This is a genomic window from Mycobacterium novum (genome assembly GCF_010726505.1).
Taxonomy (GTDB): Bacteria; Actinomycetota; Actinomycetes; order Mycobacteriales; family Mycobacteriaceae; genus Mycobacterium; species Mycobacterium algericum.
Genome location: NZ_AP022562.1, coordinates 4,299,138 through 4,322,961, shown reverse-complemented (window position 1 = coordinate 4,322,961; position 23,824 = coordinate 4,299,138). Strand labels below are relative to the sequence as shown.

Below are 23,824 nucleotides of genomic sequence, written 5' to 3'. Positions count from 1 at the left end.
CCCACGTCGAACTTTCCGGAGGCACTCATGCTCTTCGTGAGTCACGCCAGCCAAGACCGGTCGGCGATTGACGGCTTGCTGATCGTGTTGCGGCGCACCCGCCAGGGTGTGTGGCTGGACGATGAACTGGGCGGCGGGGAGGCCTGGTGGCAGACCATCCTCGAGAAGATTCGCGAATGCGACGTGTTCATCGTCGCGTTGTCGAACAACTCACTGGCCTCCAAACCCTGCCGAGCGGAGCTGGCGTACGCCCAGGCGCTACGTCGCCCGATTCTTCCCGTCCAGATCGGCCCGGTCGACAGCGTGCGGGTCACCCCGCTTGCCGCCACCCAGATCATCGACTACCGGAACCCGAACTCCGAGACTGAAATCCGGTTGATCGAAGCGTTGCAACGGCGAACGGCGCAAGGGGGGCCGCTGCCGGCGCCGCTGCCCGCGGAGCCGGAGGTGCCGTTCGCCTATCTGATGCGGTTGGCCGGAGTCCTCGCCAGCCCGGAGTTGAGCCATCACGAGCAGGCCGGGCTGGTCTCGGAACTGCGAAACAAGCTTGACGAGGACTGTGCTGATCCCACCGCGCATCGCGACATCGTTCGGCTGCTGTACCTGCTGCGCGACCGACCTGATGTCACCTGGCGCACCAGAAGCGACGTCGATGCGATGCTGAGCACCTGCGACGCCAACCTCGCAACCCCGGCCGGTGGGATGACCACGGTACCGTTCGCGGCCCCGCGCCCCGCGCTGTCACGGCAGTCGACACCCCAGCGCACGGTGGCACTGTCGTCGGGTGCGCAACCGGTCGTCGAGCCGGCACCGGGTCCGCAACCTGCCGGGGAGTCAGCGACCGAGCGGGCCCGGCCGGTCGCGATCGCCGCGACCGATTCGGTTGCGGCCGGCCCGCGGCGAAGGTGGCCGTCGCGCAACAGGTGGTTTCTCGCCGGCGGTGTCGTCGTCGCGGTGATCGGCACGATTCTGGTTGCGATCCCGCGCAACCACCCCGGCCTCGCCATGCTCGGTGACAGCGAACTCGACGCCATCATGGGTGTTTCCGGAATGAAAGCCCTTGAAGGTGAACCCCAGCACGCCAAGCACACCAGCGGTGTGGTTGAAGTGTCGCCGCCGGATTGTGCGGGTGTGCTCTACCCGGGTCTGGACCGCACATATCGGAACAGCGGGAGCCAACAGCTGACCTGGCGGGTGTCCGAGGCCGGCGCCGGGGTGGCACGCGCCGGACTCGACGGAAACCGCTTCGTCGACCAGGACGTGGCGAAGTTCCCCGCTGATACCGACCGGGCCCTGGCGTTCGTCAGGGCCGCGGCGCTCCCGTGGCGGGCTTGTGCCGGGCAGACGGTGACCGCTGTTTACGGCGGAACCGACGCCTTCACCTGGAATATCGGCGAGGTCACCGGCGACGCGCCGAAGATCACTCAGTCGTTCAGCCTCGACGGCCGCAACGGTTACAGCTGCCAGCGGGTGTTGGGGACCGTGGCCGACAAGGTCATTGATGTCAAGGCCTGCGGGGACCACATCGGCGACCAAGCCAACCGGATCGCCGGGAGGCTGGCCGCCAAACTCACCGATAATCCGCCTTTCTGATCTGAACGCCGCGACGCCGGCGGGCGCGCGCCGCAGATTAGTCTTACGCCCATGCCCGTCGACCCCCGGACGCCGGTGCTGATCGGCTACGGCCAGATCAACCACCGCGACGACCACGATCCCGTCGAACCCGTCGATCTGATGGCCGCGGCGGCGCGCCACGCCGCCGACGATCGGGTGCTGCGCGCCGTCGACTCGATCCGGGTGGTGAACCTGCTCTCGGCGCGCTACCGCGATCCGGGTGTGCTGCTTGCGCAGCGGATCGGCGCCGACCGGCCCGCCACACGCTACAGCCCGATGGGTGGCAATGTGCCACAGTCGCTGTTGAATCGAGCCTGCCTGGACATCCAGGACGGCCGCGCCGGGGTGGTGCTGCTGGCCGGCGGTGAGATGTGGCGCACCCGCAGCCGGCTGCGGGCCGCCGGCGGCAGGCTGGCCTGGACCCGGCAGGACGATGCGGAGGTTCCACTCGCCGAATGTGAGGGCGAGGACGTGCCGTTGTCGGGTGCCGCCGAGGAACGCATCGGGTTGGACCGGCCCGCTTACGTCTACCCGCTGTTCGAGCAGGCACTGCGCATCGCGGCCGGGGAGACCATCGAGGGCCATCGCCGGCGCATCGGTGAGCTGTGGGCGCGGTTCAACGCGGTCGCGGTGGCCAACCCGCATGCTTGGATCCGCGAACCCGTTGGAGCCGAAGATATCTGGCGGCCAGGGCAGAAGAACCGGATGATCAGCTGGCCCTACACCAAGTTGATGAACTCCAACAACATGGTCGACCAGGCCGCGGCGCTGGTACTGACCTCCGTTCAGGGCGCCACCGAACTGCGGATCCCGTCGGAGCGCTGGATCTTTCCCCAGGCCGGTGCCGATGCCCACGACACTTATGCGATCGGTGCCCGCGACGAACTGCACCGCTCACCGGCGATCCGGATCGCGGGGAAGTGCGCACTGGAACTGGCGGGCGTCGGTGAGATCGGCGATATCGATTACGTCGACCTGTACTCGTGCTTCCCGTCGGCGGTCCAGGTCGCCGCGGCCGAGCTGGGTCTGCCCACCGATGACCCGGCCCGGCCGCTGACCGTGACCGGCGGGCTGACCTTCGCCGGCGGGCCGTGGAACAACTACGTGATGCATTCGATAGCCACCCTGGCTGAACTGCTGGTCGCCAACCCGGGCCGGCGCGGGCTGATCACCGCCAACGGCGGCTACCTGACCAAGCACAGCATGGGGGTGTACGGCACCGAACCGCCCGCATCCGGATTCCGCTGGCAGGACGTTCAATCCGCGGTGGACGCCCACCCGACCCGGCCGGAGCTCACGCAGTGGCAGGGGACGGGCGCGGTGGAGTCGTGGACCACGCCGTTCGACCGGGACGGCAAGCCCCAGCAGATTTTCCTTGCGGTCCGCACACCCGACGGGTCACGAACCATGGCGGTGAGCCGCGATCGGGACACCGCCGACGCGAGCGTGCGCGAGGACATCGCCGGTGCGACCGTCGACGTGCACGTGGACGGCACCGCGACGCTGCGGTAGCGCACCCGCCGCCGCTCAGCGCGACAGCTCGCTCAGCGGCGCCGCCGGGTCTGCCAGCCGGTCGGGATCGACGGGTTCCTGCGACCTGACCAGGGCCTTGATGTCATCGAGGCCTTCCCAGATGTTGACGTTCATCCCGGCCAGTACCCGGTTGTCGTCGCCGAGCCAGAAGCTGGTGTACTCGCGCGCGTCGGTGTCGCCACGGAAGACCACGCGGGAGTAGCCGGGCGCGTGCCCGACGTACTCCATGCCGAGATCGTATTGGTCGGTGAAAAAGTATGGCAGCTCGGTGTATTCGCCCGGGTCACCGAGCATTCCCGCCGCCGCAACCGCCGGTTGCTTGAGTGCGTTCGCCCAGTGTTCGGTGCGGATCCGGGTTGCCAGCAGCGGATGCTGTGCCGCTGCGATGTCACCGACCGCGTAGATGTCGGGATCGCTGCTGCACAGGCTCGCATCCACCAGGACACCGCCGTTGCCGGTGGCAAGACCGGCCTGCTCGGCCAGCTCGATGTTGGGCTGTGCGCCCACGGCGACCAGCACCGCGCCCGCGCTGATGTGCGAGCCGTCCGCCAATCGCAGGCCGGTGGCGGCGCCGTCGGCCGTGGTGATCTCGGCAACGGCCGAACCCAGGCGCAGGTCGACGCCGTGGTCGCGGTGCAGGGTGGCGAAGATCGCCCCGTTCTCGGCGCCGAGGCTGGCCAGCAGCGGCAGTGTGGCCGTTTCCACCACTGTCACGTCGACGCCGCGCTGGCGGGCCGCTGCGGCCACCTCCATGCCGATCCAGCCGGCGCCCACCACTGCCAGCGGGGTGCCCGATGCCAGTGCGGAATCCAGTGCAGCGGCGTCGTCGACCGTGCGCAGATAGTGCACGCCGCGAGCGTCGGCACCCGGGATCGGTACCCGTCGGGAGCGCGAACCCGTGGCCAGCAGCAGCTTCTGGTAGCTCAGGCTGGTGCCGTCGGCCAGTTCGACGCTGTGACCGGCCCGGTCCAAACCCACGACGCGGGCTCCGGAGCGAAAGTCGACATCGTGCTCGCGGTACCAGCCCTGTGGGTTCACGGTGAAGTCACCGAGAGTCTTCTTGCCGGCCAGGAATTCCTTGGACAGCGGCGGCCGCTCGTAGGGAAGATGCTGCTCCTCGCCGAGCAGCATGAGCGTTCCGCCGAAGTTCTTGTCGCGCAGCGCTTCCACGGCCTTGGCGCCGGCCAGGCCGGCGCCGACGATCACGAAGGTTGTTGATGTCGACACGCGATCCTCCGCTCTAGGCGCCGTCACCGGCCACCTTACCGGCGATTCGGCCGGGCAGCGGGCTAATCGGCCAGCCGCTCACGGACATCGGCGTCGGAGGAGTAGCGCACCAGCGCTGCCGCGAGTTCAGCGTTGCGGCCTCCCGACAGCGCACCGAGTTCGCTTGCGTCGCCGGGCAACCCGAGGTCACGTGCCGCGGCCAGCGCACGCTCGTCGAAGCTGGCCCGGGCCCAGGGCCACACGTCTTGGACCTCCCGCAGGAAGATGCTCGCACCGGTATCACCGATCCCCTGGAACTCCGTGAGCAACTCGACGGCCGCGTCGATATTGCGCCCGCTGCGCTCCGCCAGCAGTCGCAGATCACCGCGATAGTTCTCCTGCACGGCTTCGGCGAGCTCCACCAACCGCGTGGCTGAACTCTCGTCGTAGCGGCGGTAGTGGGCGCGGCCCATGGCGTCGATCATGGTGCGGCGATCGGCCTCAAGAACTTTGTGTGGTGTGCGCAGGCCGCTCTTGAACAGCTCACGCGCCGCCCGGGCCGCGATGGCCGCGTCAATCGGCTTGCTGGCGAGCATGCACAGGGTCAGCAGCTGAAACAGCGGCATCGGCTGATTACGCAACCGGATACCGGCCTCCTGCGCGTAGGTCTTTCCGGCCCGCCGCAGTAGCCGTCGCACCAGTTCCGTGTCGGTATGCACCGGCCGCGTATACCCGCTCGCGCCGCGCCACAAACGTTGGGCCGCCCGGATCAGCCGCCGTCGAGCGGCACCCACCGCCGCAGCTGCGTCACGTGCTGCGGCGACAGCTCGGCGAGCTCGCTGACCCCCAGCAGCCGCATGGTGCGCCGGATCTGTTCGGCGAGGATGTCGATGACGCGCTGCACCCCGGCCTGACCGCCGGCCATCAGCCCGTACAGATAGGCCCGGCCGATCAAGGTACACCGGGCGCCCAGCGCCACCGCCGCCACGATGTCGGCGCCGGACATGATTCCGGTGTCCAGCAGGATCTCGGTGTCGGCACCGACCTCGCGCGCGACGTGGGGCAGCAGCGCAAAGGGCACCGGCGCCCGGTCGAGTTGGCGACCGCCGTGGTTGGACAACACGATGCCGTCGGCGCCGAGATCGACCACGGCGCGGGCATCGGCGAGGGTCTGGATGCCCTTGACGACGAACCGGCCCGGCCACTGCGACCGGACCCAGGCCAGATCGTCGAAGGTCATGCTCGGGTCGAACATGTTGTCCATGTACTGCGCGACGGTGCCCGACCACCGGTCCAGCGACGCGAAGGCCAGCGGTTCGGTGGTGAAGAGGTCGAACCACCAGGCCGGGTGCACGATCGCATCGGCCACCGTGCGCAGCGTCAGCGCCGGCGGGATGGTCATACCGTTGCGGGTGTCGCGCCGACGCGCTCCCGGGACCGGGGCGTCGACGGTCGCCAGCAGGGTGTCGTAGCCGGCGTCGGCGGCGCGGCGCAGCAGCGCCATCGACCGCTCGCGGTCGCGCCATATGTAGAGCTGAAACCACCGCCGGGCGCCGGGGGCGGCCGCGGCGACCTCTTCGATGGAGGCTGTGCCCAGCGTCGACAGTGAGAACGGGATCCCGGCGGCCTCGGCGGCCCGGGCGCCGGCCAGCTCACCGGCGGTGTGCATCAGCCGGGTGAAGCCGGTCGGCGCGATCGCGAACGGCAGTGCCACCGAAGCGCCCAGCACGTCGCGGCTGGTGTCGACGTCGGTGACGTCGCGCAGGATCGCCGGGTGAAACTCGATGTCGCGGAAGGCCTGTCGGGCCCGTTCCAGTGAGATCTCGTCCTCGGCGGCGCCGTCGGTGTAGTCGAAGGCAGCCCTGGGGGTGCGGCGCTGGGCGATGCGCCGCAGATCCTCGACGGTCAGCGCGGCCGCCAGCCGCTGGGCACGGCGGTTCAACCGTGGCCTGCGAAATCTGATCAGCGGCGCCAGCTCGTGGACTCTGGGAAACCGCCGCTGCGTCACCGGCATCGCTTGCTCCATCCACGAGATTCGGTGTCGGACCCGCTACTGTGGCGGCCGGGACGATCCGGTCGCCCTGGACCGGCTGGCGCGGCCCGCCGAGTCCGGCTGAGCCGCGCCAGCACCGATCCTTAGGCCGAACCGGGCAGCGCCTGCCCGGCGAAGATCGCCTGGGCCACCCCCGCCACGATCGAGGCGACCTTGAGGGCCTCCAGCACCGCCTCGCGGCCGACTCCCGCATCGCGGACGACCTGCTCATGAGAGCCGACGCAGGCCTGGCAGCCGTTGATCGCCGAGACCGCGAAGCTCCACAGCTCGAAGGTGGCCTTGTCGACCCCCGGGTTGCCGATGATGTTCATCCGCAACCCGGGCCGCAGGTCGTCGTAGGCGCCGTCCAGGAAGTGCCGGCCACGGTAGAACACGTTGTTCATGCCCATGATCGACGCCGCACCCAGAGCGGCCTGGTAGGCCTCGGCCGACAGGTTGTCGGCCGCTTCGGAGCTGATCTCGGCGAACACCGTGGCGTTGCGTGTCGCCGCGGCGCTGGCCAGCAGGGTGCCCCAGAGCTGCTCCTCGTTCAGAGCGGTGGTGCGAGCGATCGAACTCAGGTTGAGCTTGAGGTCCTTGGCGAATTCGGGGACCGCGTTCTTGAGATTCTCAATGCTCATATGGCGCTATTCCTTTCATCGCCGGCGCGTCGCACCGTGTCGGCTCGGTCAGATCGATTCTTTGAGCAGTTCACCCACGTTGAGCGTCGGGTCGCCCTTCTTCCAGTTGCACGCGCACAGCTCGTCGGACTGCAGCGCGTCGAGCACCCGTAGCACCTCGTCGACGTTGCGGCCCACCGAGCCCGCGGTCACCGAGACGAACTGGATCTCGTTGTTGGGGTCGACGATGAAGGTCGCCCGGTCGGCGACGCCGTCGGCGTTGAGCACACCGGTGGCCTCGGCGAGCTCGCGCTTGAGGTCGGAGAGCATCGGGAACGGCAGCGTCTTGAGGTCCTCGTGCTGGAGACGCCAGTTGTAGTGGACGAACTCGTTGTCGATCGACACGCCGAGCACCTGCGCGTCGCGGTCGGCGAAGTCGTCGTTCAGCTTGCCGAAGGCAGCGATCTCGGTGGGGCAGACGAAGGTGAAGTCCTTGGGCCAGAAGAATACGATCCGCCACTTGCCCGGGTGGTCGTCGCTGGTGACGGTGGTGAAGAAGTCCTCGGGCCCTTTCGCGTCGACCTTGGACAGGTCGCCCGGGATCAGCGCGGTGAGCCGGTAGGACGGGAACTGGTCTCCGATGGTCAGCAGTGCCATGACACTCCTTTTGGTGTGAGATTTCGGGGCGCGGACGAGTTCAGTGCCCGCACACTCCATGTTGCCCTATCTGAATTAAAAATGAAAGGTGATACTTGGCACTATAATTATCGGTATGACCGATATAAGCTATCAGCCGACCCTGGCCGGACTGCGGGCATTCGCCGCGGTCGCCGAGAAGCACCACTTCAGCCTCGCGGCGGCCGGTCTGGGCCTGAGCCAGTCGACGTTGTCGCAGGCGTTGTCGTCACTGGAGTCCGGTCTGGGCATCCAGTTGATTGAGCGGTCCACCCGGCGGGTCTTTTTGACCGCCGAAGGGGAGCAGCTGCTGCCGCACGCCCACGCCGTGCTCGACGCGGCGGCGCAGTTCTCGGCGGCGGCGGCCGGGGTCGCCGATCCGCTGCAGGGGACCATGCGCCTGGGCATGATCCCGACCGTGGCGCCCTATGTGCTGCCCGCCGTGCTGGCCGGCATCTCGGAACGACTACCCGGCCTGAACCTGCGGGTGATCGAGGACCAGACGGTGCGACTGCTCACCGGGTTGCGGGAGGGCGCGGTGGACGCCGCGCTGCTGGCATTGCCGACCGAGACCACCGGCATGACCGAGATACCCATCTATGACGAGGATTTCGTGTTGGCGCTTCCGCCCGGACATGCGCTGGCCGGCAAGCGACGGGTCGCGCCTGCAGCCCTGGCGGACCTGCCGCTGTTGCTGCTCGACGAGGGGCACTGCCTGCGGGATCAGGCGCTGGACATCTGCCGAAACGCCGGCGTGCGTGCCCAGTTGGCCAACACTCGCGCGGCGTCGCTGGGGACTGCGGTGCAGTGCGTGACCGGGGGACTGGGCGTGACGTTGATCCCGCAGACGGCGGTCGCGGTGGAAGCCGAGCGCAGTGGCTTGGCGCTGGCCTACTTCGCCGCGCCCCGACCGGGCCGGCGCATCGGACTGGTGTTTCGGACCTCCAGTGGGCGGGAGGACTCCTACCGGCGGCTGGCGGGGATCATCGGCGACGTCATCGCCGCGCAACACCAGGTCGAGCTGGTCGCGTAACAGCCGTCGATCAGTGTGAACCGACCGGCGTGATGTCCAGGGCGAGGTGCCGCAGCGAACCGTTGGCCGGGACGCTGGGGGTCGCTGCCAACGTGGCCTCGATGATGCCGCGGACCGTGCACCGGCACCTGCCGCAGTCGCCGCCTGCCCCGCACATTGCGGCAACCTCTTTCGACGTCGACGCACCGGCCGCGACGGCGTCGCTCACCATCTGATTGGTGGCTCCGACACAAAGGCATACATACATGGCGATACCCCTACCGACCGTCGTCCACAGGCGTCATCAGATCGATTGCGGCAGCGAGCCTTCCGACAAACGGCCGGGGGTACCCAGCGGCCCCGGAGCCGATCATCCACTCCGCGGCGGTGTCCGGGTGGTCGATCCAGCGTTGCGCGCTTGCCGCACTGTCGATCTCCAGCAGCGTCATCACCTCATTCCCGTCGTCGACGGCCTGATACACCCACACTTTGCGCACGCCGGCCCCGGCGAATCGATCCAGTCCGCGGTGCACATTGGCCATCAGATCCGCGGGATCGGCCACGGTGGATACCACCCCGACGATCACCTCCGACCCGAGCTGCTGCGGGCCGGGCTGGGCCAGGTTGATCTTCTCTTTGACCTCGCCGGCGAAGATCGCCGGCAAGTAGTTGACTCCGGAGCGGTCGAACCATTCGAAGATGGCGGGGGAGCGCAGCAACTCCTTGACCGACACGCGGTGGCGCAGGCCGATCGTCACCAGCACCCGGTCGGTTTCGAACGCCGAGGTGTAGAGCACCGCGTGGCGGGCGCCGAGGCTGAGAAGCGGCGCATGGTCGTCGCGGATCAGCGACCAGGTCCGGTCAACGTCATCAACCCGGTAGTCCAGTGCCAGCACCAGTGAGTGCGGATCGTCGTGACGGGACACACCGTGGCCCGAACTGCCGACACGGCGGCCTGGCGTGGCGAGTCTCATGTTAGTAGAGTCTAACCTAACTTCAGCGCATCGCGTAGGGCTGGCCGGCGACCCGCTTCCACCGAACGCCGAGCCGATGCGCCGATTCGACGCGCCGAGACACGGGTAATCACCCCCCTGGCACATCCGACCTGCACTAGATTGAGATTCGGCGCGTTACGGCGATGAGTCACCCCGTCCGTCGCGGCCGGCATGCGAGGTTCTTCACCCCAGAGGAGTGATCATGCAAGGCGACCCGGAGGTTCTCAAACTGCTCAACGAGCAGCTGACCAGTGAACTCACCGCGATCAACCAGTACTTCCTGCACGCGAAGATGCAGGAGAATTGGGGCTTCACCGAGCTGGCCGGCCACACCCGCGAAGAGTCGATGGAGGAGATGCGGCACGCCGAGACGGTCACCGACCGGATTCTGGTACTCGGCGGCCTGCCGAACTATCAGCGCATCGGCTCCCTGCGCATCGGCCAGACGATCCGCGAACAGTTCGAGAGCGACCTGGCGCTGGAAAATGATGTGCTCAACCGGCTGCGACCGGGCATCGTCATGTGCCGCGAAAAGCAGGACAGCACGACTGCCAAGATTCTCGAGGCCATCCTCGTCGATGAGGAATCCCACATCGACCATCTGGAGACGCAACTGGAGCTGATGGACAAGCTGGGCGAGGCGCTGTACTCGGCACAGTGCGTCTCCCGCCCGCCGACCACGTGACGACGCCCCCAGTCGATGCGGGTACCCGGTAGCGGGTATCCGCCACCGGTATGAGCAATTCGACGCCGGTCGCAGCGGACACGCGGCCTGCGCCGGTCAGCCCGCAGCGTCGCAACCTGATCTTCTTGGCGATCGTGTTCGGCATGCTGATGGCCGCGCTCGATCAGACCATCGTCGCCACGGCTTTGCCGACGATCGTGTCGGATCTGGGCAACGCCGGCCACCAGTCCTGGGTGGTCACCAGCTACCTGCTGACGTCGACTTTCGCGACGGTCCTGGCGGGCAAGCTCGGCGACCTGTTCGGGCGCAAGCTGGTCTTCCAGAGCGCCGTGGTGTGCTTCGTGCTCGGCTCGGTGCTGTGCGGGCTGTCCACGTCGATGGTGATGCTGGTCGGCGCCCGCGCGTTGCAGGGTGTCGGGGGCGGTGGCGTCACGGTCACCGCGACCGCGCTGATCGGTGAGGTCATCCCGCTGCGCGACCGGGGCCGCTACCAGGGCATGTTGGGCGCGGTCTTCGGCGTCACGACCGTGATCGGCCCGCTGCTGGGCGGCTATTTCACCGACTACCTGACCTGGCGCTGGGCGTTCTGGATCAACGTGCCGATCTCGGTGGTCGTGATGGTCGTGGCCGGGGCGGCGATCCCGGCGCTGGCCGACCGGGCAAAGCCGGTGATCGACTACGCCGGCATCGTGCTGATCGGGTTGGGCGCAACCGGATTGACGCTGGCGACCAGTTGGGGCGGCACCCGCTACGGCTGGGGCTCGGTGACGATCATCGGGCTGTTCGCCGCGTCCGTGGCGGCACTGGCGTTGTTCGCCCGGGTGGAAAGCCGGGTCGCGGCTCCCATCCTGCCGACCCGGCTTTTCGCCGACCCGGTGTTCGCGGTGTGCTGTGTGCTGGCGTTCGTGGTCGGCTTCGCGATGCTGGGCGCGCTGACCTTCCTGCCAACCTTCATGCAGTACGTCGACGGCGTCTCGGCGATCAGCTCCGGGCTGCGCACGCTGCCGATGGTGGTGGGCATGCTCGTGACCTCCACTGGCAGCGGCACCCTGGTCGGCCGAACCGGCCGCTACAAGATCTTCCCGGTGGCCGGCACCGCCCTGATGACGATCGCGTTCGCGCTGATGTCGCAGATGGACGCCGCCACACCGGCGTGGCTGCAGTCGGCTTACCTGCTGCTGCTGGGTGCCGGTATCGGACTGTCGATGCAGGTCCTGGTGCTGGTCGTGCAGAACACCTCGAGCTTCGCCGATCTCGGCGTGGCCACTTCCGGGGTCACCTTCTTCCGAACCATCGGCAGCTCCTTCGGTGCTGCGGTGTTCGGGTCGCTGTTCGTCAACTTCCTGGACCGCCGACTGGGTCCGGCGCTCAGCGCCGCCGGGTTGACGGCCGATGCAGCCGGTTCCCCCGAAGCGCTGCACCGACTGCCGCCGCAGCAGGCGGCGCCGATCGTGCAGGCCTACGCCGAGTCACTCGGCCAGGTCTTCTTCTGGGCCGCGCCGGTCGCGCTGCTCGGGTTCGTGCTGGCGCTGTTCCTGCGCGAGGTTCCGCTCAAGGAGTTGCACGACAGTGCGGTCGACCTCGGCGACGGGTTCGGCATGCCCACCACCGCATCGTCGGACGAACTGCTGGAGACCGCGATCGGCCGGCTGCTGCGCAACGAACCCGGTGTGCGACTGCGCAGCATCGCGCTGCGACCGGACTGCGAACTCGACGTGGCCGGGTTGTGGACGGTGCTGCGCATCTACCGCTACACCCAGGTGTTCCGCACCGCGCGGCTCAGCGACATCGGCAAGAACCTGCGGGTGCCCTACGAGATCCTCGAACCCACCGTCGACCGCCTGGTCGCTCAGGGTTATGCGCTGCGCGACGGCGACCACCTGGGGCTCACCCGGGTCGGACTGCAGCAGGTGCGGTTCGTGACCTCGCTGATCCAGGAGTGGGTGAGCGACAAGCTGTCCCGCTCGCCCGCCTTCGAGGGCCGCCCGGAGCGCGGCGAGATCGAAGCCGCGCTGCAGCGGATCGCCCACCGCGCACTCGTCGACCGGGACTGGTCGGCAAACGAGGCAGAGTTCGCCGGCACGGCCCATGCTGATGGCAAAGCCGATTAGCATCGGCGGGTATGAGCCGAATCGGAGATTTCCCCGCAGATGACTTGATGGCCTGGATGACGAAGTCGCCCGAACTCGCTGCGGGCATCGGTGGATTCAGCACCGCGGTCTACAACAACGGCCGGCTGCCCATGCGCACCCGGGAGCTGGCCCGGATGGTGATCGCCTTCGACAACGAGTGCGCGGTCTGCGTCAACACCCGCGACGCCGACGGCCCGGCGGCCGGCGTGAGCGAGGACCTCTACGAGCATGTGTCGGAATGGCGCACCTGGCCCGGCTACAGCGACGCCGAACGGCTCGCCGCCGAGTTCGCCCACCGCTTCGCCACCGACCACACCGGGCTGCGGGACGACGAGGACTTCTGGTCGCGGTGCGCCGAGCACTTCAGCGACGAGCTGCTCGCCGACCTCGCGCTGTCGTGCGCGCTGTGGTTGGGCATGGGGCGGTTTCTGCGCACCATGGACATCGGTCAGGCTTGCGCGTTCACGCTGCCGAGTCGGGCATGACAACGCAGCGGTGACCCTCAGATCAGCCCGGTGGCGTCGAACACCCACGACATGTCGGCGTCGGCCAGATCCGCCAGCCAGGTCGGTGGGGCGTGGGCGGTCAGGCCGGCCATGTCCCAGTAGTCCTTCCACAGCGTGATCTTGCCGTCGACCACCTTGTGCACGGTGACGAAGCGCAACAGCGCGGTTTCGCCGGTGGCCCAGGTCCAGGTCTCGGAGTGCTCGTAGACGACGTCGGAGCCCTCGGCGACCAACAACCCCGGGTGGTTGACGTATCCGGCCAGCGGCTGAAGACCGACCTTGAGGCGCTTGATGATGTCGTGCGGGCCGCGGGCGGCCGCGGTCGGCCCCACCGGCATGTCGACATAGATGCAGTCTTGTGCCAGAACGGCTTTCACCGCATCCCAGTCGCGGCGCGACAGAGCCTGCCACATCCCGGTGACGATCTGCTTGACGTCGGGCGACACCCCGACTCCGTGTTCCGGCGGACGACTCACACGCCGGAATATACGCGGGCACCGGTCAGGTGTCCGAGCGGCACCGATGCACCTTTAGAGTCTGAGGCGGGAGGTGGGCATGCCTGAACCGCGGACGGCGCGCAACGTCAAACTGGTGCTCGCGGCGGTCGCTGCGACGGGGGTCGCCGCTGTCGCGTTGCGGAAGTCACGGCCCGCGCGTCCCCGCAAGACCAGCGCCTCGCCGCTGCTCCCGGAGTGGGCGGCGCCACCCGCACAGTACGGCGTCGGTGTGCGGCGCAACGTCGCGGTGGAGATGAGCGACGGTGTCGTGCTGCGCGCCGACATCCATTACCCCACCGTGCGCGAGACCGGGGAGGCCGCCGGCGGGCCGTTTCCGGTCCTGCTGTCGATGACCCCCTACGGCAAGCTGGCCCCACCACCGGCCGCGCAGATCGGCGGCGGCCCCACACCGCATCTCATCCGGCGCGGCTACATCGAAGTCATGGTCGACGTCCGCGGCACCGGTGCATCCGGCGGGTCGTTCGAGATGTTCGGTGCCGACCAGGCCCGCGACGGCGTCGAGCTGGTGGACTGGGCTTCGGCGCTGCCCAACGCCAACGGCCGGGTCGGCATGTTCGGCATCAGCTATCTGGCCATCAACCAGCTGTTCACCGCAGCCGCAGTCGGACCGGACTCCCCGCTGAAAGCGGTATTCCCGGTGATGGCCGCCAACGATTTCTACCGGGACGCTGCCGCCATGGGCGGGGCTCCCCATCTGGCGACCGTGCGTGGCTACGGCGCGCTGTACACGATGCTCAACGTCATCAATCCGACGCTGGAGTTCTTCATCCGCGGTGGGCATCCGCGACCCCGGGCCGGCGGACTCGCGGCGGTGCGGCAGCGCGGCAGAGACCAGCGCGGCTATTTCGGGCCGCTGGTCGCCGAGGCGCGCACCGGGGGCGACGCCGCCTACGACGGCCCGTTCTGGGACAGTATGCGGCCCGAACTCGTGCTGCCCGAGGTCGCCGCCAACAACGTGGCCGTCTTCCTGGTCGGCGGCTGGCATGACGCCTTCCAGCGCGGCGCACCACTGAATTTCGCGGCGCTGCAGAATGCGTGCACCGGCCGGGCGGAGCACGCGCCGATGCAGCCGGGACAACCGTTGGCCGAGCGGATCAGGCTGATGATGGGACCGTGGTACCACGTGTCGGCCTTCGACGGTCTGCACGTTCAGGATCTGCAGTTACGCTGGTTCGATCACTGGTTGAAAGACGATGCGGGCGCGGAGATCTCGGGTTCGCCGTTCAGCTTCCAGGCGATCGGCGACAGCCGATGGTTTCATGCCCGTGAGTACCCGATCGCTGAGGCGGTACCCACCCGGCTGTACCTGTCGCAAGGTGGGCGCCTGCTGGCCGACGCCCCGGCCGAGCAGACGGTGGCCACCCTGCGCTACCGGGCGCGCGGTCCGGTGTCGGGGCGCAGCCTCGAGCAGTGGACGCTGGGGCTGAACAGTTTCGTCACCACCCAGGTCGGTGGCCGCACCCGTCACGACCAGGACAACCGCCGTCTGCAACGAGGTGCGTTGACCTACACCACCGAGCCGTTCGATGCTCCGACACTGATCGCCGGACCGATCACCTTGCGCGTGGAGGCGACAGCCGACACCACCGAGACGCTGTGGGTCGCCCACCTCGACGACGTCGCCCCGGAGGGGGTCAGTCGTCCCCTGACGCAGGGGGCGCTGCTCGGGTCGCACCGCGCACTCGACCCCGACCGCACCTGGTACCTGCCGGACGGCACGGTGTTGCGTCCACATCACGTCAGCACCCGATCGGCGGTGCGGCCCGTCGAACCGGGGGAGTTGATCGGCTACGACATCGAAATCTTTCCGACCGCCGCGATGATCGCGCCGGGACATCGGCTGCGGCTGACGGTGACCAGCTACGACTTCCCGCACCTGGTACCGACCGCGCCCGCGCGTCGAGCACTGGCCGGCGGCACCTACCGCCTGCATCAGGGCGGTCCCACCCCGTCGTTCTTGCTGTTGCCGCTGGCCGATCCCGACACGCTGGACTAGCTTTTCAACTACTGCTGCTCCGCCACGTCGCGGATGCGCTCCAAGGTGCGCCGCATGTCGCGGATGTTGTTGCGCTGCCGCAGGAAACCACCGAATAGGTAGTAGTACACGCTGGTCAGAAACGAGTCGGCCAGCCGGAACGACTCGGTGACGTGGGTGCCGTCCGCGGTCGGGGTCAGCTCGTAGCTCCACCGGTTCACGGCTCGGTCACCGGCGAGCACTTCGAAGCCGAACACCCGATTCGGCTCGCACTCGGTGACCCGGCATGTCGTCCAGTACACCGGCCCGATCCCGTTGCGCCGAACGTGTCCACGGAACCGGGCGCCCACCTCCGGACCGGTGGCGCCGTCGAGCCATTCGGCCTCGAAGGTCTCGGGCGAGAACCGCCCGATGTTGCGGACATCGGCCACCAGATCCCAGATCCGCTCGGCCGGGGCTGCCATATGAACTGTCGCGGAACCCTGCATGACCGCCATCCAATCATGTTCGCGGCCGCGGGGTAAGCCTCTGGCGACAAAGCACGGCAAACCGCGACAAAAGCACTGAGCCCCATCCGGAATCGGATGGGGCTCAGTGATGGGATTGAGCGTTTAGCCTTCGCCGCCACCGGCGCTGGCGCCCAAGTGGCTCTGCAGGTCCGGCTTCATCGCCTGCAGCTGCGCACCCCAGTACTCCCAGCTGTGGGTGCCGTAGTCCGGGAAGTTGAACACGGCGTTGCTGCCACCGGCCGCGGTGTAGGCCTCCTGGAACTTCTTGTTCTGGCCGATCATGAAGTTGCCCTCGAGGAACGTGGCGGGGATGTTGTCGCCGCCCAGCTCATTGGGGCGACCGTTACCGCAGTAGACCCACAGCCGGGTGTTGTTGGCAACCAGCTTGGCGACGTTGATCGTCGGGTCGTTGCGCAGCCACGCCGGGTCGTCGTCGGGGCCCCACATGTCTTCCTTCTTGTAGCCGCCGGCGTCACCCATGGCCAGGCCGATCCAGCTCTTGCCGTCCGAGGGGTTGACGTAGCCCGACAGCGACCCCGCGTAGGTGAACACGTTCGGGTGGTAGATCGCGAAGTTCATCGCCGAGGAACCGGCCATCGACAGGCCGACCGCGGCGTTGCGGCTCTGGCTCACGCCGTACTCGGACGCCAGGTAGGCCGGCAGTTCGCTGGCGATGAAGGTTTCCCATTTGTAGGTGGAGCAGCCCGCCTTACCGCAGGCCGGCTTGTACCAGTCGCTGTAGAAGCTGGACTGGCCACCGACGGGCATGATCACCGAGATGCCCGACTGGTAGTACCACTCGAACGCCGGGGTGTTGATGTCCCAGCCGTTGTAGTCATCCTGGGCGCGCATGCCGTCGAGCAGATACAGGCCCGGCGAACCGGAGCCGCCGGGCTGGAACTGGACCTTGATGTCCCGGCCCATACCCGCTGAAGGCACCTGCAGGTACTCGACCGGCAGACCCGGCCGGGAGAACGCTGATGCGGTCGCTTCATTGCCCGTCAGGCCGATCAGCCCGGGCAGCGCTGCTGCGGCCACCGCGCCGACCATTAATCGGCGCACCCAGCGCATCCCTTTGGTCACGTCTGTCATTCCTGCCCCTTGTCGTCTGCGGAACGCTCTCGAAATGTTCTCAAAGTAGCTAATCTGTCGATCGCGACGCAAAGCACGCCACCACTCGTGTGTCGGCCCTCACATGCGACAACGGCCGCTTCTGGCTACTCGGCGGCCGTCTCCGGGACCCGACTCGCGACATAGCATACCCGATTTCGGGCCGGGACCCGGTTAGGCACAACTGCGCGACACGCGTAGGCTCGCCTCCGGTAAGCCGACAAAACCACACTGTCCTGGGCTGTCCCCGGTCCGTTCCGGTGCCCGCCGAGCCCCACCCCGGGCGAGGCGCAGGCTCTCCGCCGACGCGGTGACATCGCAGATCAGGACGATTGGGGTGCGCGATTTTGGACACGGTACTGGGGCTGGCGATGACGCCGACGACGGTCGGCTGGGTCATGGCGGACGGACGGGCCGACCACTGCCCGACGCTTTCCGGTGACGAGGTCGGTGTCACCCTCGGTGATGCCGGGCTGGATGCGGTGAGCCTGGCGGCGTCGGCGACGGCTGTCGCGGCCCGAGTTCGCACCGTGCTGGCCGGTCGCGGTGACCGGCTGCACGGTGTAGGTGTGACCTGGAGCGATGACGCAGCGGTCGGGGCCGCGCTGCTGCTGGAGTCGCTGGCCGACGCCGGCTTCGAGAACGTGGTGTCAGTGCGATTCAGCCGGGCGGCGGCATCGCTGACAACCGGCATCGCGCCGGCCGGCGGACAGACCGCGGTGTGCGTCATCGAACCCGGATCTGCCACCTTGGTGCAGTTCGACGGCCCCGATGACGGTTATCCGATCGTCACCGGATGTCCGATCGGCCGTACCGATGACGTGGTCGAGTGGCTGGCCGACGCCTTCGGATCGGGCGGGCGGCGGCCGGGCGTGCTGACCGTGGCCGGCTCCGGGCGCGGCATGGACCGGCTCGCGCGACGGCTCGAGTCCAAGCTGTCGTTGCCGGTTTTCGTGCAGGCCGGAGCCCAGCAGGCGTTGGCGCGCGGGGCCGCACTGGCGCTGGCGCCGCACGCCGAGCTGACGAGTCCGCGGTCGGCGGGCCGGACCGGCCGGGCCGTGGGCGCCGGGCGGTCCATGTCGCTGCCGTACGCCGGGGCGCTGACGATGCTGACCGCGGGAGCGGTGATGTTCGTGGCGTCGGTGTCGGCCGCGGTGACTCTGCAGCTGAGCCCGAGCAGGGACCTCCCGGAGCAGCGACCGCCCGAGCACGCGACGGTGGCGCGGGTGGCGGTCCCCGCCGCCCCGCCACCCGGTGCTGCGGCGGGGCCGCCACCGGCCGCCCCGGCGCCGCCGACCGAGCTTGCGGAGGAACCGGTCGAGTTCGGAGCGTTGTGGGACGGGCCGGACCTGCTCCCGGAACCACCGGCACCGCCGCCGCGCGGCGGAGCGTCACTGCTGGAGCGGTTCCGCGAGCGTATTCCGCGTCTTCCCGGCCGCTGAGTCCTTCGGGCCGCCGCGTCAGGACCCGCGGATCTCGTCCGCGGACACGGTCGCCGAGAAGGAAACCGTCACCTCGTCGGCGACCTGCATCGCCCCCATCAGCATCGAATAGCGCCGCACCCCGAAGTCGCTGTGGCGCACCACCGTCTCACCGTCGACTCGCCACGAATCGCGGTGTTGATGCGGCGGTCCGAGTTCGGACACCTGCACGGCGACGACGTGCGGCTTGGTTCGCCCGCGAATCTCCAGGGATCCGGTCAGCCGATAGCCGTCGTCGGTCGCTTCGATCTCGCTGCTCTCGAAGCGGATCCGGCGATACTTGTCGGCGCCGAGGCAATTGCGCGCATTAGTGCGGATCAGCGCCTTCTCCGGGCCGGTCAGTGGCGTCATGCCGCCCTCACCGCCGAGCACCCGCAGTGAATCGGCCTCGACGGTCAGCGTCACGGCGGTGGGCTGCTCGCCGGACCACGACACCACCGCCTGCCAGCGCTCCATGGCGATCGTGAGGCGATGCCCCATCTTCGCGGCCCGGCCTGCCACCCCGGTGCCGACCTGCAGCCGACCATGCGATGCGTCGAACTGTCCCTGCGCGGTCATGTGCGGCACTCTAGCGGCCCGGGGCGGTGGCGGCATTCGGTGGAATCGCGATGAGACGCCGCCGGCACCCGTTAGGCTGCCACGCGGGGCCGTCTGCTGGCCAGGATCGACAGACTAAGGGCTGAAGAATGATTCGTGAACTAGCTGCAGCTGCTTTCATCGCCGGAGCCGCCGGGGCAGCCGCCATCGCCGTCGCACCCGCCGCCGGCGCCTACCCCGGTGATGTGCCGGGGATGGCCGAGGGACAACGGCAGGGCGACGCGTGCTTCAGCTGGGAGCGCTACATCTACGGCCACGGCCCCAACGGTCAGGCGCTGGCCTGCCATTTCATCGCCAACCAGTGGCCGCCCAAGGACACCGGGTTCTGGCAGATCTCCTACCCGCTCTACGGAGTGCAGGAGATCGGTTCGCCGTGCCCGAACCCGCAGTCGGCCGCACAGTCGCCCGACGGTCTGCCGCTGCTGTGCCTGGGCGCGCGGGGCTGGCAGCCAGGCATCTACACCGGGGGTATCGGACCGTACTTCCCGCCCGGCATCGCCCAGGTCGGGTGAGCACGGCGTGAGTCCGCCACGCGTCGTCGGCGGACAGCGTTCTTCCAGGCGGTTGCACTAGCTTCAGGCACGGTGGCAACAGGCAGGAGGTGCCGGACTTGGGCGGACTCGCCGAGGAGACGTCGCAACGGCTGGTGATCTTCGGGATAACCGGAGACCTGGCCCGCAAAATGACCTTCCGCGCGCTGTACCGCCTGGAGCGCCGCCACCTTCTGGACGCCCCCATCCTCGGGGTGGCCAGCGACGACATCACCGTCGAGGAGCTGGTCAACCGGGCCGCCGAGGCGATCCGCCACAGCGGCGAACCGTTCGACGAGGCGGTGTTTGGCCGGTTGGCGGAGCGGTTGTCCTATCTGCCCGGCGACGTCACCGATGCCGCACTCTACGAGCAGCTCGCCGAGCAGGTCGGAACCGATCAATCGTGCCTGTACTACCTGGAGATGCCGCCGTCGCTGTTCGGCCCGATCGTCGAGCACCTCGGCCGGGCCGGACTGTTGCAGCGGTCCCGGGTGGCGGTGGAAAAGCCGTTCGGCCACGACCTGGCCTCCGCGCGCGACCTCAACACCCGGATGCGCGCGGTGCTGCGGGAGGACCAGATCCTGCGGGTCGATCACTTCCTGGGCAAGCAGCCGGTCGCCGACCTGGAGTGTTTGCGGTTCGCCAACACGACGCTCGCCGAACTGTGGGACCGGCACAGCATCGCCGAGATCCACATCACCATGGCCGAGAACTTCGGTGTCGAGGAACGTGGCGGCTTCTATGACGCCGTGGGCGCGTTGCGCGACGTGGTGCAGAACCACCTACTGCAGGTGCTGGCGCTGGTCGCGATGGAGCCGCCGGTCGGCGCCGGCGACGACGACCTCAACGACAAGAAGGCCGAGGTGTTCCGTGCGATGCCCGCGGCCGAGCCGGTGCACTACGTCCGGGGCCAGTACTGCGGGTACAGCGAGGTCCCCGGGGTGGCCGACGGATCGCAGACCGAGACCTTCGTGGCGTTGCGCCTCCAGATCGAGAACTGGCGCTGGGCGGGTGTCCCGATCTTCCTGCGCGCCGGAAAGGCCCTGCCCGAACGGGTCACCGAGGTTCGGCTGTTCACTCGCCGGGTGCCGGCGCTGGCGTTCATGCCGCACCGGGAACGGGCCCAACGCAACCAGATCGTGTTGCGCATCGACCCGGATCCGGGGCTGCGGCTGCAATTGGTGGCCCAAGACGACCAGAACGCTCAAGCCTGGCGTGACGTCCACCTGGATTCCTCCTTCGCTCACGATCTGGGTGAACCGATCCAGCCCTATGAGCGGCTGTTGCATGCCGCGATAGTCGGCGACCGCCGGCTGTTCGCCCGAGAGGACAGCATCGAGGAGACCTGGCGGATCGTGGCCCCGCTGCTCGAACACCCCGGCGAGGTCCACCCCTACGAGCGTGGCTCGTGGGGGCCGGAGGCCGCGCAGGCACTGGTTCGTGGCCACCGGAGTTGGCAGCAGCCCTGGCTGCCGGCGAACGGCCGGTCACGGTGAAAGGAGGACGGGCATGCGGTTGGGAATGATCGGCCTGGGGCGGATGGGCGCCAACCTGGTGAGGCGGCTGGTCGATGATGGCCACGACTGCGTCGTCTACGACCACAATTCCGACGTGGTAGCCGCGTTGGCCGCCGAGACCCAGGCCACCGGGGTGTCCTCGCCGGCCGAGCTGGCCGAGAAGCTACCCGCGCCCCGGGTGGTGTGGGTGATGGTGCCGGCCGGCTCAATCACCACCGGGGTCATCGAGGAACTCGCCGACACATTGAGCGCCGGCGACATCGTGATCGACGGCGGCAACTCATACTACCGTGACGATATCGCGCACTCGAAGCTGCTGTCCGACAAAGGTATTCGTCTGCTGGACTGCGGCACCAGCGGCGGGGTGTGGGGTCGCGAGCGGGGCTACTGCCTGATGGTCGGCGGTGACCGCGATGCGTTCGACCATGTCGAGCCGATCTTCGCCACCATCGCGCCGGGGGTCGACGCCGCCCCCCGCACGCCGGGCCGCGACGGCGAGATCGCCCAGGCCGAGAACGGCTACCTGTACTGCGGTCCGTCGGGGGCAGGGCACTTCGTGAAGATGGTCCACAACGGCATCGAGTACGGGATGATGGCTTCGATCGCGGAGGGGCTGAACATCCTGCACCACGCCAACATCGGCAAACAGGACCAACGCGGCGACGCCGAGACCGCACCGCTGAGCCATCCCGAGTTCTACCAGTACGACATCAACATCCCCGAAGTCACCGAGGTCTGGCGGCGGGGCAGTGTGATCGGCTCCTGGTTGCTCGACCTGACCGCCGGCGCCCTGCAGAAATCCCCGGCGCTGGAGGAATTCGCCGGCCGCGTCTCCGATTCCGGCGAGGGCCGCTGGACCGTGATCGCCGCCATCGACGAGGGTGTTCCCGCTCCGGTGCTCACCACGGCGCTGTATGCCCGATTCGCCTCCCGCCAACTGTTCGAGTTCGGCGCGAAAGTGCTCTCGGCGATGCGCAAGCAGTTCGGCGGGCACGACGAGAGATCCGGCTGAGTCGACCGCGCCCGGGCCCGCACGGCCGAGCGAGCGGTACCGGCGATCCTGGCCGCCCGCCGCGCCGGCATGCCAGTATGGGGAATGCCGCAGCGACGGCGAGCCACCCAGACCAGTGCTGCTGCGATGCGTGCCGGTGCGGATACGGCGACCGGCCGGGTGATCGCACTGATCGTGCTGGTGCTCGCGGCCGGGGCGGCAACGCGCGGGTATGTGCCGGGCGTCGCCCACGACCCGCGACGGCCGGCCGAGGCCGGCCCGGTGGCACAGCTCATCCTGGCCGCGCTGCTGGCGGTGTCCGTCGGGGCCGTTGCGGTCGCCGTCGCCCAGCGGGCGCGTGATCGGCGCGCCCCGCCCGGCAGCATCGGTGAGTTGTCCCGGACGGTGGGCGCCCATCGGGGACAGCCGGCGTGGCGGGTGCTGCTGATCGGGTTGGCGGTGCTGACGGCGTGGCTGCTGGCGGTCGTGGTGATGGTGCGCCTGGGCGCCGCGCACCGATTCTCGATCCCGGCCGGGTTGCTGGGGACGCGCGGTGAGGCGCCCACGTCGCCGGCCGGCGCGGACGCTCCCGCCCCCGTCCCGCTGCACCCGCCCCCGCTCGGCGCGGCCGGCGCCCCGCTCGGTTATCTGTTGGTGCTCACCGCAGGCCTGCTGGTGCTGATCGCCGCGATGCTGCTCGTCACACGCGCCCGCCGGGCCACGTCGGCCGCGCCGCAGATCAATCCCGCACCGGCTGCGGCGCAGCCGCCGACCGCAGGCGAAAGCCTGGCGCGGGCAGCCGAACTGGGCCTGACCCGGATCGCCGACCGGAGCAGGGAGCCGCGGGAGGCGATCATCGCCTGCTACGCGGTGATGGAGCGCCACCTCGCCGACGTTCCCGACGCCGCACCGCGCGAGTTCGACACCCCCACCGAGGTGCTGGCACGGGCGGTCGAACACCACGCACTGCCGGCCGACAACGCACCCAGGCTGGTCGAGCTGTTCACCGAGGCGCGGTTCAGCCCGCACCTGATGACCGAGGCGCACCGCGCCGAAGCGGTTGCGATACTGCGCCTGGTGCTCGACGAATTACGGGCTCGGACATGAAGACCGTTGCGCTGCAAGGTGTGCTGCTGGTACTCGCGGTGCAACTGGCGGTGCTGTTCACCCACCAACGACAGCTGCTGCTGTGGGCCGCCGGCATCGCGGTCGCGGTCCCGCTGCTGGGCATCCGGCAGCTGCTGCGGACAGGTGGGCGCGGCCCGGCCGCGGAGCCGGCGCTCGATGAGCCCGGGGAATCGTTGCGGCGGTGGTTGTCGGGCACCGAGGCCAGAATCCGCTGGGCCGAGTCGACGAGGGCCGACTGGGATCGGCGCTGGCGGCCCATCCTGGCCCGCCGGTTCGAGGTCTCCACCGGCCAGCGGCGAGCGAAGAACGAGGCCTTCAACGCCACCGGGGCGATGCTGTTCGGCGCCGAGCTGTGGCCCTGGGTCGATCCCGGCAACGTCGCCCCCAGCGCCGACCGCGGAGCCGGGCCGGGACGGGCGGTGCTCGAGGAGATCCTGTACCGGCTGGAGCAACGGTGA

24 protein-coding genes are annotated in these 23,824 nt (G+C 68.8%); 13 read left to right on the top strand and 11 right to left on the bottom strand.

Annotation, left to right across the window (positions count from 1 at the left end; translation table 11 throughout):
* The first annotated feature begins 27 nt into the window (after positions 1 to 27).
* Together G6N19_RS20380 and G6N19_RS20375 are read left to right on the top strand one after the other, a co-directional pair.
* Positions 28 to 1,593, top strand: a complete 1,566-nt coding sequence (locus G6N19_RS20380) for a sensor domain-containing protein (RefSeq protein ID WP_193465518.1) — start codon at positions 28 to 30, stop codon at positions 1,591 to 1,593.
* Positions 1,594 to 1,644: 51 nt separating this feature from the next.
* Positions 1,645 to 3,126, top strand: a complete 1,482-nt coding sequence (locus tag G6N19_RS20375) for an acetyl-CoA acetyltransferase (protein WP_193465517.1) — start codon at positions 1,645 to 1,647, stop codon at positions 3,124 to 3,126.
* A 15-nt stretch (positions 3,127 to 3,141) separates the two neighbouring features.
* Here the strand turns inward: G6N19_RS20375 and G6N19_RS20370 are convergent, their stop codons facing one another.
* The 5 genes from G6N19_RS20370 to G6N19_RS20350 all read right to left on the bottom strand — a co-directional run bounded on the left by G6N19_RS20370 (position 3,142) and on the right by G6N19_RS20350 (position 7,662).
* Entirely contained in the window at positions 3,142 to 4,374 is a 1,233-nt protein-coding gene (locus G6N19_RS20370) for an NAD(P)/FAD-dependent oxidoreductase (protein WP_193465516.1), read from the bottom strand.
* A gap of 62 nt (positions 4,375 to 4,436) precedes the next feature.
* The gene (locus G6N19_RS20365) at positions 4,437 to 5,072 is read right to left on the bottom strand and encodes an endonuclease (protein WP_193465515.1); all 636 of its coding nucleotides are present in this window, start codon (positions 5,070 to 5,072) and stop codon (positions 4,437 to 4,439) included.
* A gap of 50 nt (positions 5,073 to 5,122) precedes the next feature.
* Positions 5,123 to 6,367: an alpha-hydroxy acid oxidase gene (locus G6N19_RS20360; RefSeq protein WP_193465514.1), complete on the bottom strand. Its 1,245-nt coding sequence runs from the start codon at positions 6,365 to 6,367 to the stop codon at positions 5,123 to 5,125.
* Positions 6,368 to 6,489: 122 nt separating this feature from the next.
* A complete protein-coding gene (locus G6N19_RS20355) occupies positions 6,490 to 7,026 on the bottom strand; it encodes a carboxymuconolactone decarboxylase family protein (protein WP_193465513.1) in 537 nt (178 codons plus the stop codon).
* 48 nt (positions 7,027 to 7,074) lie between these two features.
* Positions 7,075 to 7,662, bottom strand: coding sequence for a peroxiredoxin (locus G6N19_RS20350; protein WP_013828895.1), 588 nt, complete (start codon positions 7,660 to 7,662; stop codon positions 7,075 to 7,077).
* Positions 7,663 to 7,777: 115 nt separating this feature from the next.
* Here G6N19_RS20350 and G6N19_RS20345 point away from each other — a divergent pair, with 115 nt between their 5' ends.
* On the top strand, positions 7,778 to 8,713 hold the full coding sequence (locus G6N19_RS20345) for a hydrogen peroxide-inducible genes activator (RefSeq protein WP_013828896.1): 936 nt from the start codon (positions 7,778 to 7,780) through the stop codon (positions 8,711 to 8,713).
* Between the two features lie 10 nt (positions 8,714 to 8,723).
* On the opposite strand, the gene G6N19_RS20340 is transcribed toward G6N19_RS20345, so the two are convergent.
* Both G6N19_RS20340 and G6N19_RS20335 read right to left on the bottom strand, forming a co-directional pair.
* Entirely contained in the window at positions 8,724 to 8,960 is a 237-nt protein-coding gene (locus G6N19_RS20340) for a (2Fe-2S)-binding protein (protein WP_041317844.1), read from the bottom strand.
* Between the two features lie 10 nt (positions 8,961 to 8,970).
* Complete coding sequence (locus G6N19_RS20335; protein WP_232062445.1) at positions 8,971 to 9,666, bottom strand: fatty-acid--CoA ligase; 696 nt, start codon at positions 9,664 to 9,666, stop codon at positions 8,971 to 8,973.
* Positions 9,667 to 9,889: 223 nt separating this feature from the next.
* On the opposite strand from G6N19_RS20335, the gene bfr reads away from it, so the two are divergent.
* The 3 genes from bfr to G6N19_RS20320 are packed head-to-tail and all read left to right on the top strand — an operon-like array spanning position 9,890 to position 12,989.
* Positions 9,890 to 10,372 carry a bacterioferritin gene (gene bfr / locus G6N19_RS20330; RefSeq protein ID WP_013828899.1) on the top strand — a complete coding sequence of 161 codons (483 nt, stop codon included), beginning with the start codon at positions 9,890 to 9,892 and terminating at the stop codon, positions 10,370 to 10,372.
* 50 nt (positions 10,373 to 10,422) lie between these two features.
* Complete coding sequence (locus G6N19_RS20325) at positions 10,423 to 12,483, top strand: MDR family MFS transporter (protein ID WP_013828900.1); 2,061 nt, start codon at positions 10,423 to 10,425, stop codon at positions 12,481 to 12,483.
* Positions 12,484 to 12,494: 11 nt separating this feature from the next.
* Entirely contained in the window at positions 12,495 to 12,989 is a 495-nt protein-coding gene (locus G6N19_RS20320) for a carboxymuconolactone decarboxylase family protein (protein WP_041317849.1), read from the top strand.
* A 17-nt stretch (positions 12,990 to 13,006) separates the two neighbouring features.
* Here the strand turns inward: G6N19_RS20320 and G6N19_RS20315 are convergent, their stop codons facing one another.
* Positions 13,007 to 13,423 (bottom strand): nuclear transport factor 2 family protein, encoded by a 417-nt coding sequence (locus G6N19_RS20315; RefSeq protein ID WP_049793019.1) that lies wholly within the window; start codon positions 13,421 to 13,423, stop codon positions 13,007 to 13,009.
* A gap of 337 nt (positions 13,424 to 13,760) precedes the next feature.
* Here G6N19_RS20315 and G6N19_RS20310 point away from each other — a divergent pair, with 337 nt between their 5' ends.
* Positions 13,761 to 15,524, top strand: a complete 1,764-nt coding sequence (locus tag G6N19_RS20310) for a CocE/NonD family hydrolase (RefSeq protein WP_193466464.1) — start codon at positions 13,761 to 13,763, stop codon at positions 15,522 to 15,524.
* Positions 15,525 to 15,532: 8 nt separating this feature from the next.
* Here the strand turns inward: G6N19_RS20310 and G6N19_RS20305 are convergent, their stop codons facing one another.
* Complete coding sequence (locus G6N19_RS20305; RefSeq protein WP_041317852.1) at positions 15,533 to 16,000, bottom strand: SRPBCC family protein; 468 nt, start codon at positions 15,998 to 16,000, stop codon at positions 15,533 to 15,535.
* A gap of 114 nt (positions 16,001 to 16,114) precedes the next feature.
* Entirely contained in the window at positions 16,115 to 17,104 is a 990-nt protein-coding gene (locus G6N19_RS20300; RefSeq protein WP_041317855.1) for an esterase family protein, read from the bottom strand.
* 365 nt (positions 17,105 to 17,469) lie between these two features.
* On the opposite strand from G6N19_RS20300, the gene G6N19_RS20295 reads away from it, so the two are divergent.
* Positions 17,470 to 18,564 (top strand): DUF7159 family protein, encoded by a 1,095-nt coding sequence (locus G6N19_RS20295; RefSeq protein WP_013828906.1) that lies wholly within the window; start codon positions 17,470 to 17,472, stop codon positions 18,562 to 18,564.
* Between the two features lie 18 nt (positions 18,565 to 18,582).
* Here G6N19_RS20295 and G6N19_RS20290 read toward each other — a convergent pair whose 3' ends face one another.
* Positions 18,583 to 19,161, bottom strand: coding sequence for a YceI family protein (locus G6N19_RS20290; RefSeq protein ID WP_083038564.1), 579 nt, complete (start codon positions 19,159 to 19,161; stop codon positions 18,583 to 18,585).
* Positions 19,162 to 19,289: 128 nt separating this feature from the next.
* Here G6N19_RS20290 and G6N19_RS20285 point away from each other — a divergent pair, with 128 nt between their 5' ends.
* The 5 genes from G6N19_RS20285 to G6N19_RS20265 all read left to right on the top strand — a co-directional run bounded on the left by G6N19_RS20285 (position 19,290) and on the right by G6N19_RS20265 (position 23,824).
* Complete coding sequence (locus G6N19_RS20285; protein ID WP_013828908.1) at positions 19,290 to 19,712, top strand: hypothetical protein; 423 nt, start codon at positions 19,290 to 19,292, stop codon at positions 19,710 to 19,712.
* Positions 19,713 to 19,801: 89 nt separating this feature from the next.
* Positions 19,802 to 21,226: a glucose-6-phosphate dehydrogenase gene (locus G6N19_RS20280; protein ID WP_193374431.1), complete on the top strand. Its 1,425-nt coding sequence runs from the start codon at positions 19,802 to 19,804 to the stop codon at positions 21,224 to 21,226.
* Between the two features lie 13 nt (positions 21,227 to 21,239).
* Positions 21,240 to 22,259: a phosphogluconate dehydrogenase (NAD(+)-dependent, decarboxylating) gene (gnd, locus tag G6N19_RS20275; protein ID WP_013828910.1), complete on the top strand. Its 1,020-nt coding sequence runs from the start codon at positions 21,240 to 21,242 to the stop codon at positions 22,257 to 22,259.
* A gap of 84 nt (positions 22,260 to 22,343) precedes the next feature.
* Entirely contained in the window at positions 22,344 to 23,345 is a 1,002-nt protein-coding gene (locus G6N19_RS20270; protein WP_408632513.1) for a DUF4129 domain-containing protein, read from the top strand.
* A complete protein-coding gene (locus G6N19_RS20265) occupies positions 23,342 to 23,824 on the top strand; it encodes a hypothetical protein (RefSeq protein ID WP_013828912.1) in 483 nt (160 codons plus the stop codon). The genes G6N19_RS20270 and G6N19_RS20265 overlap by 4 nt, the downstream gene beginning before the upstream one ends.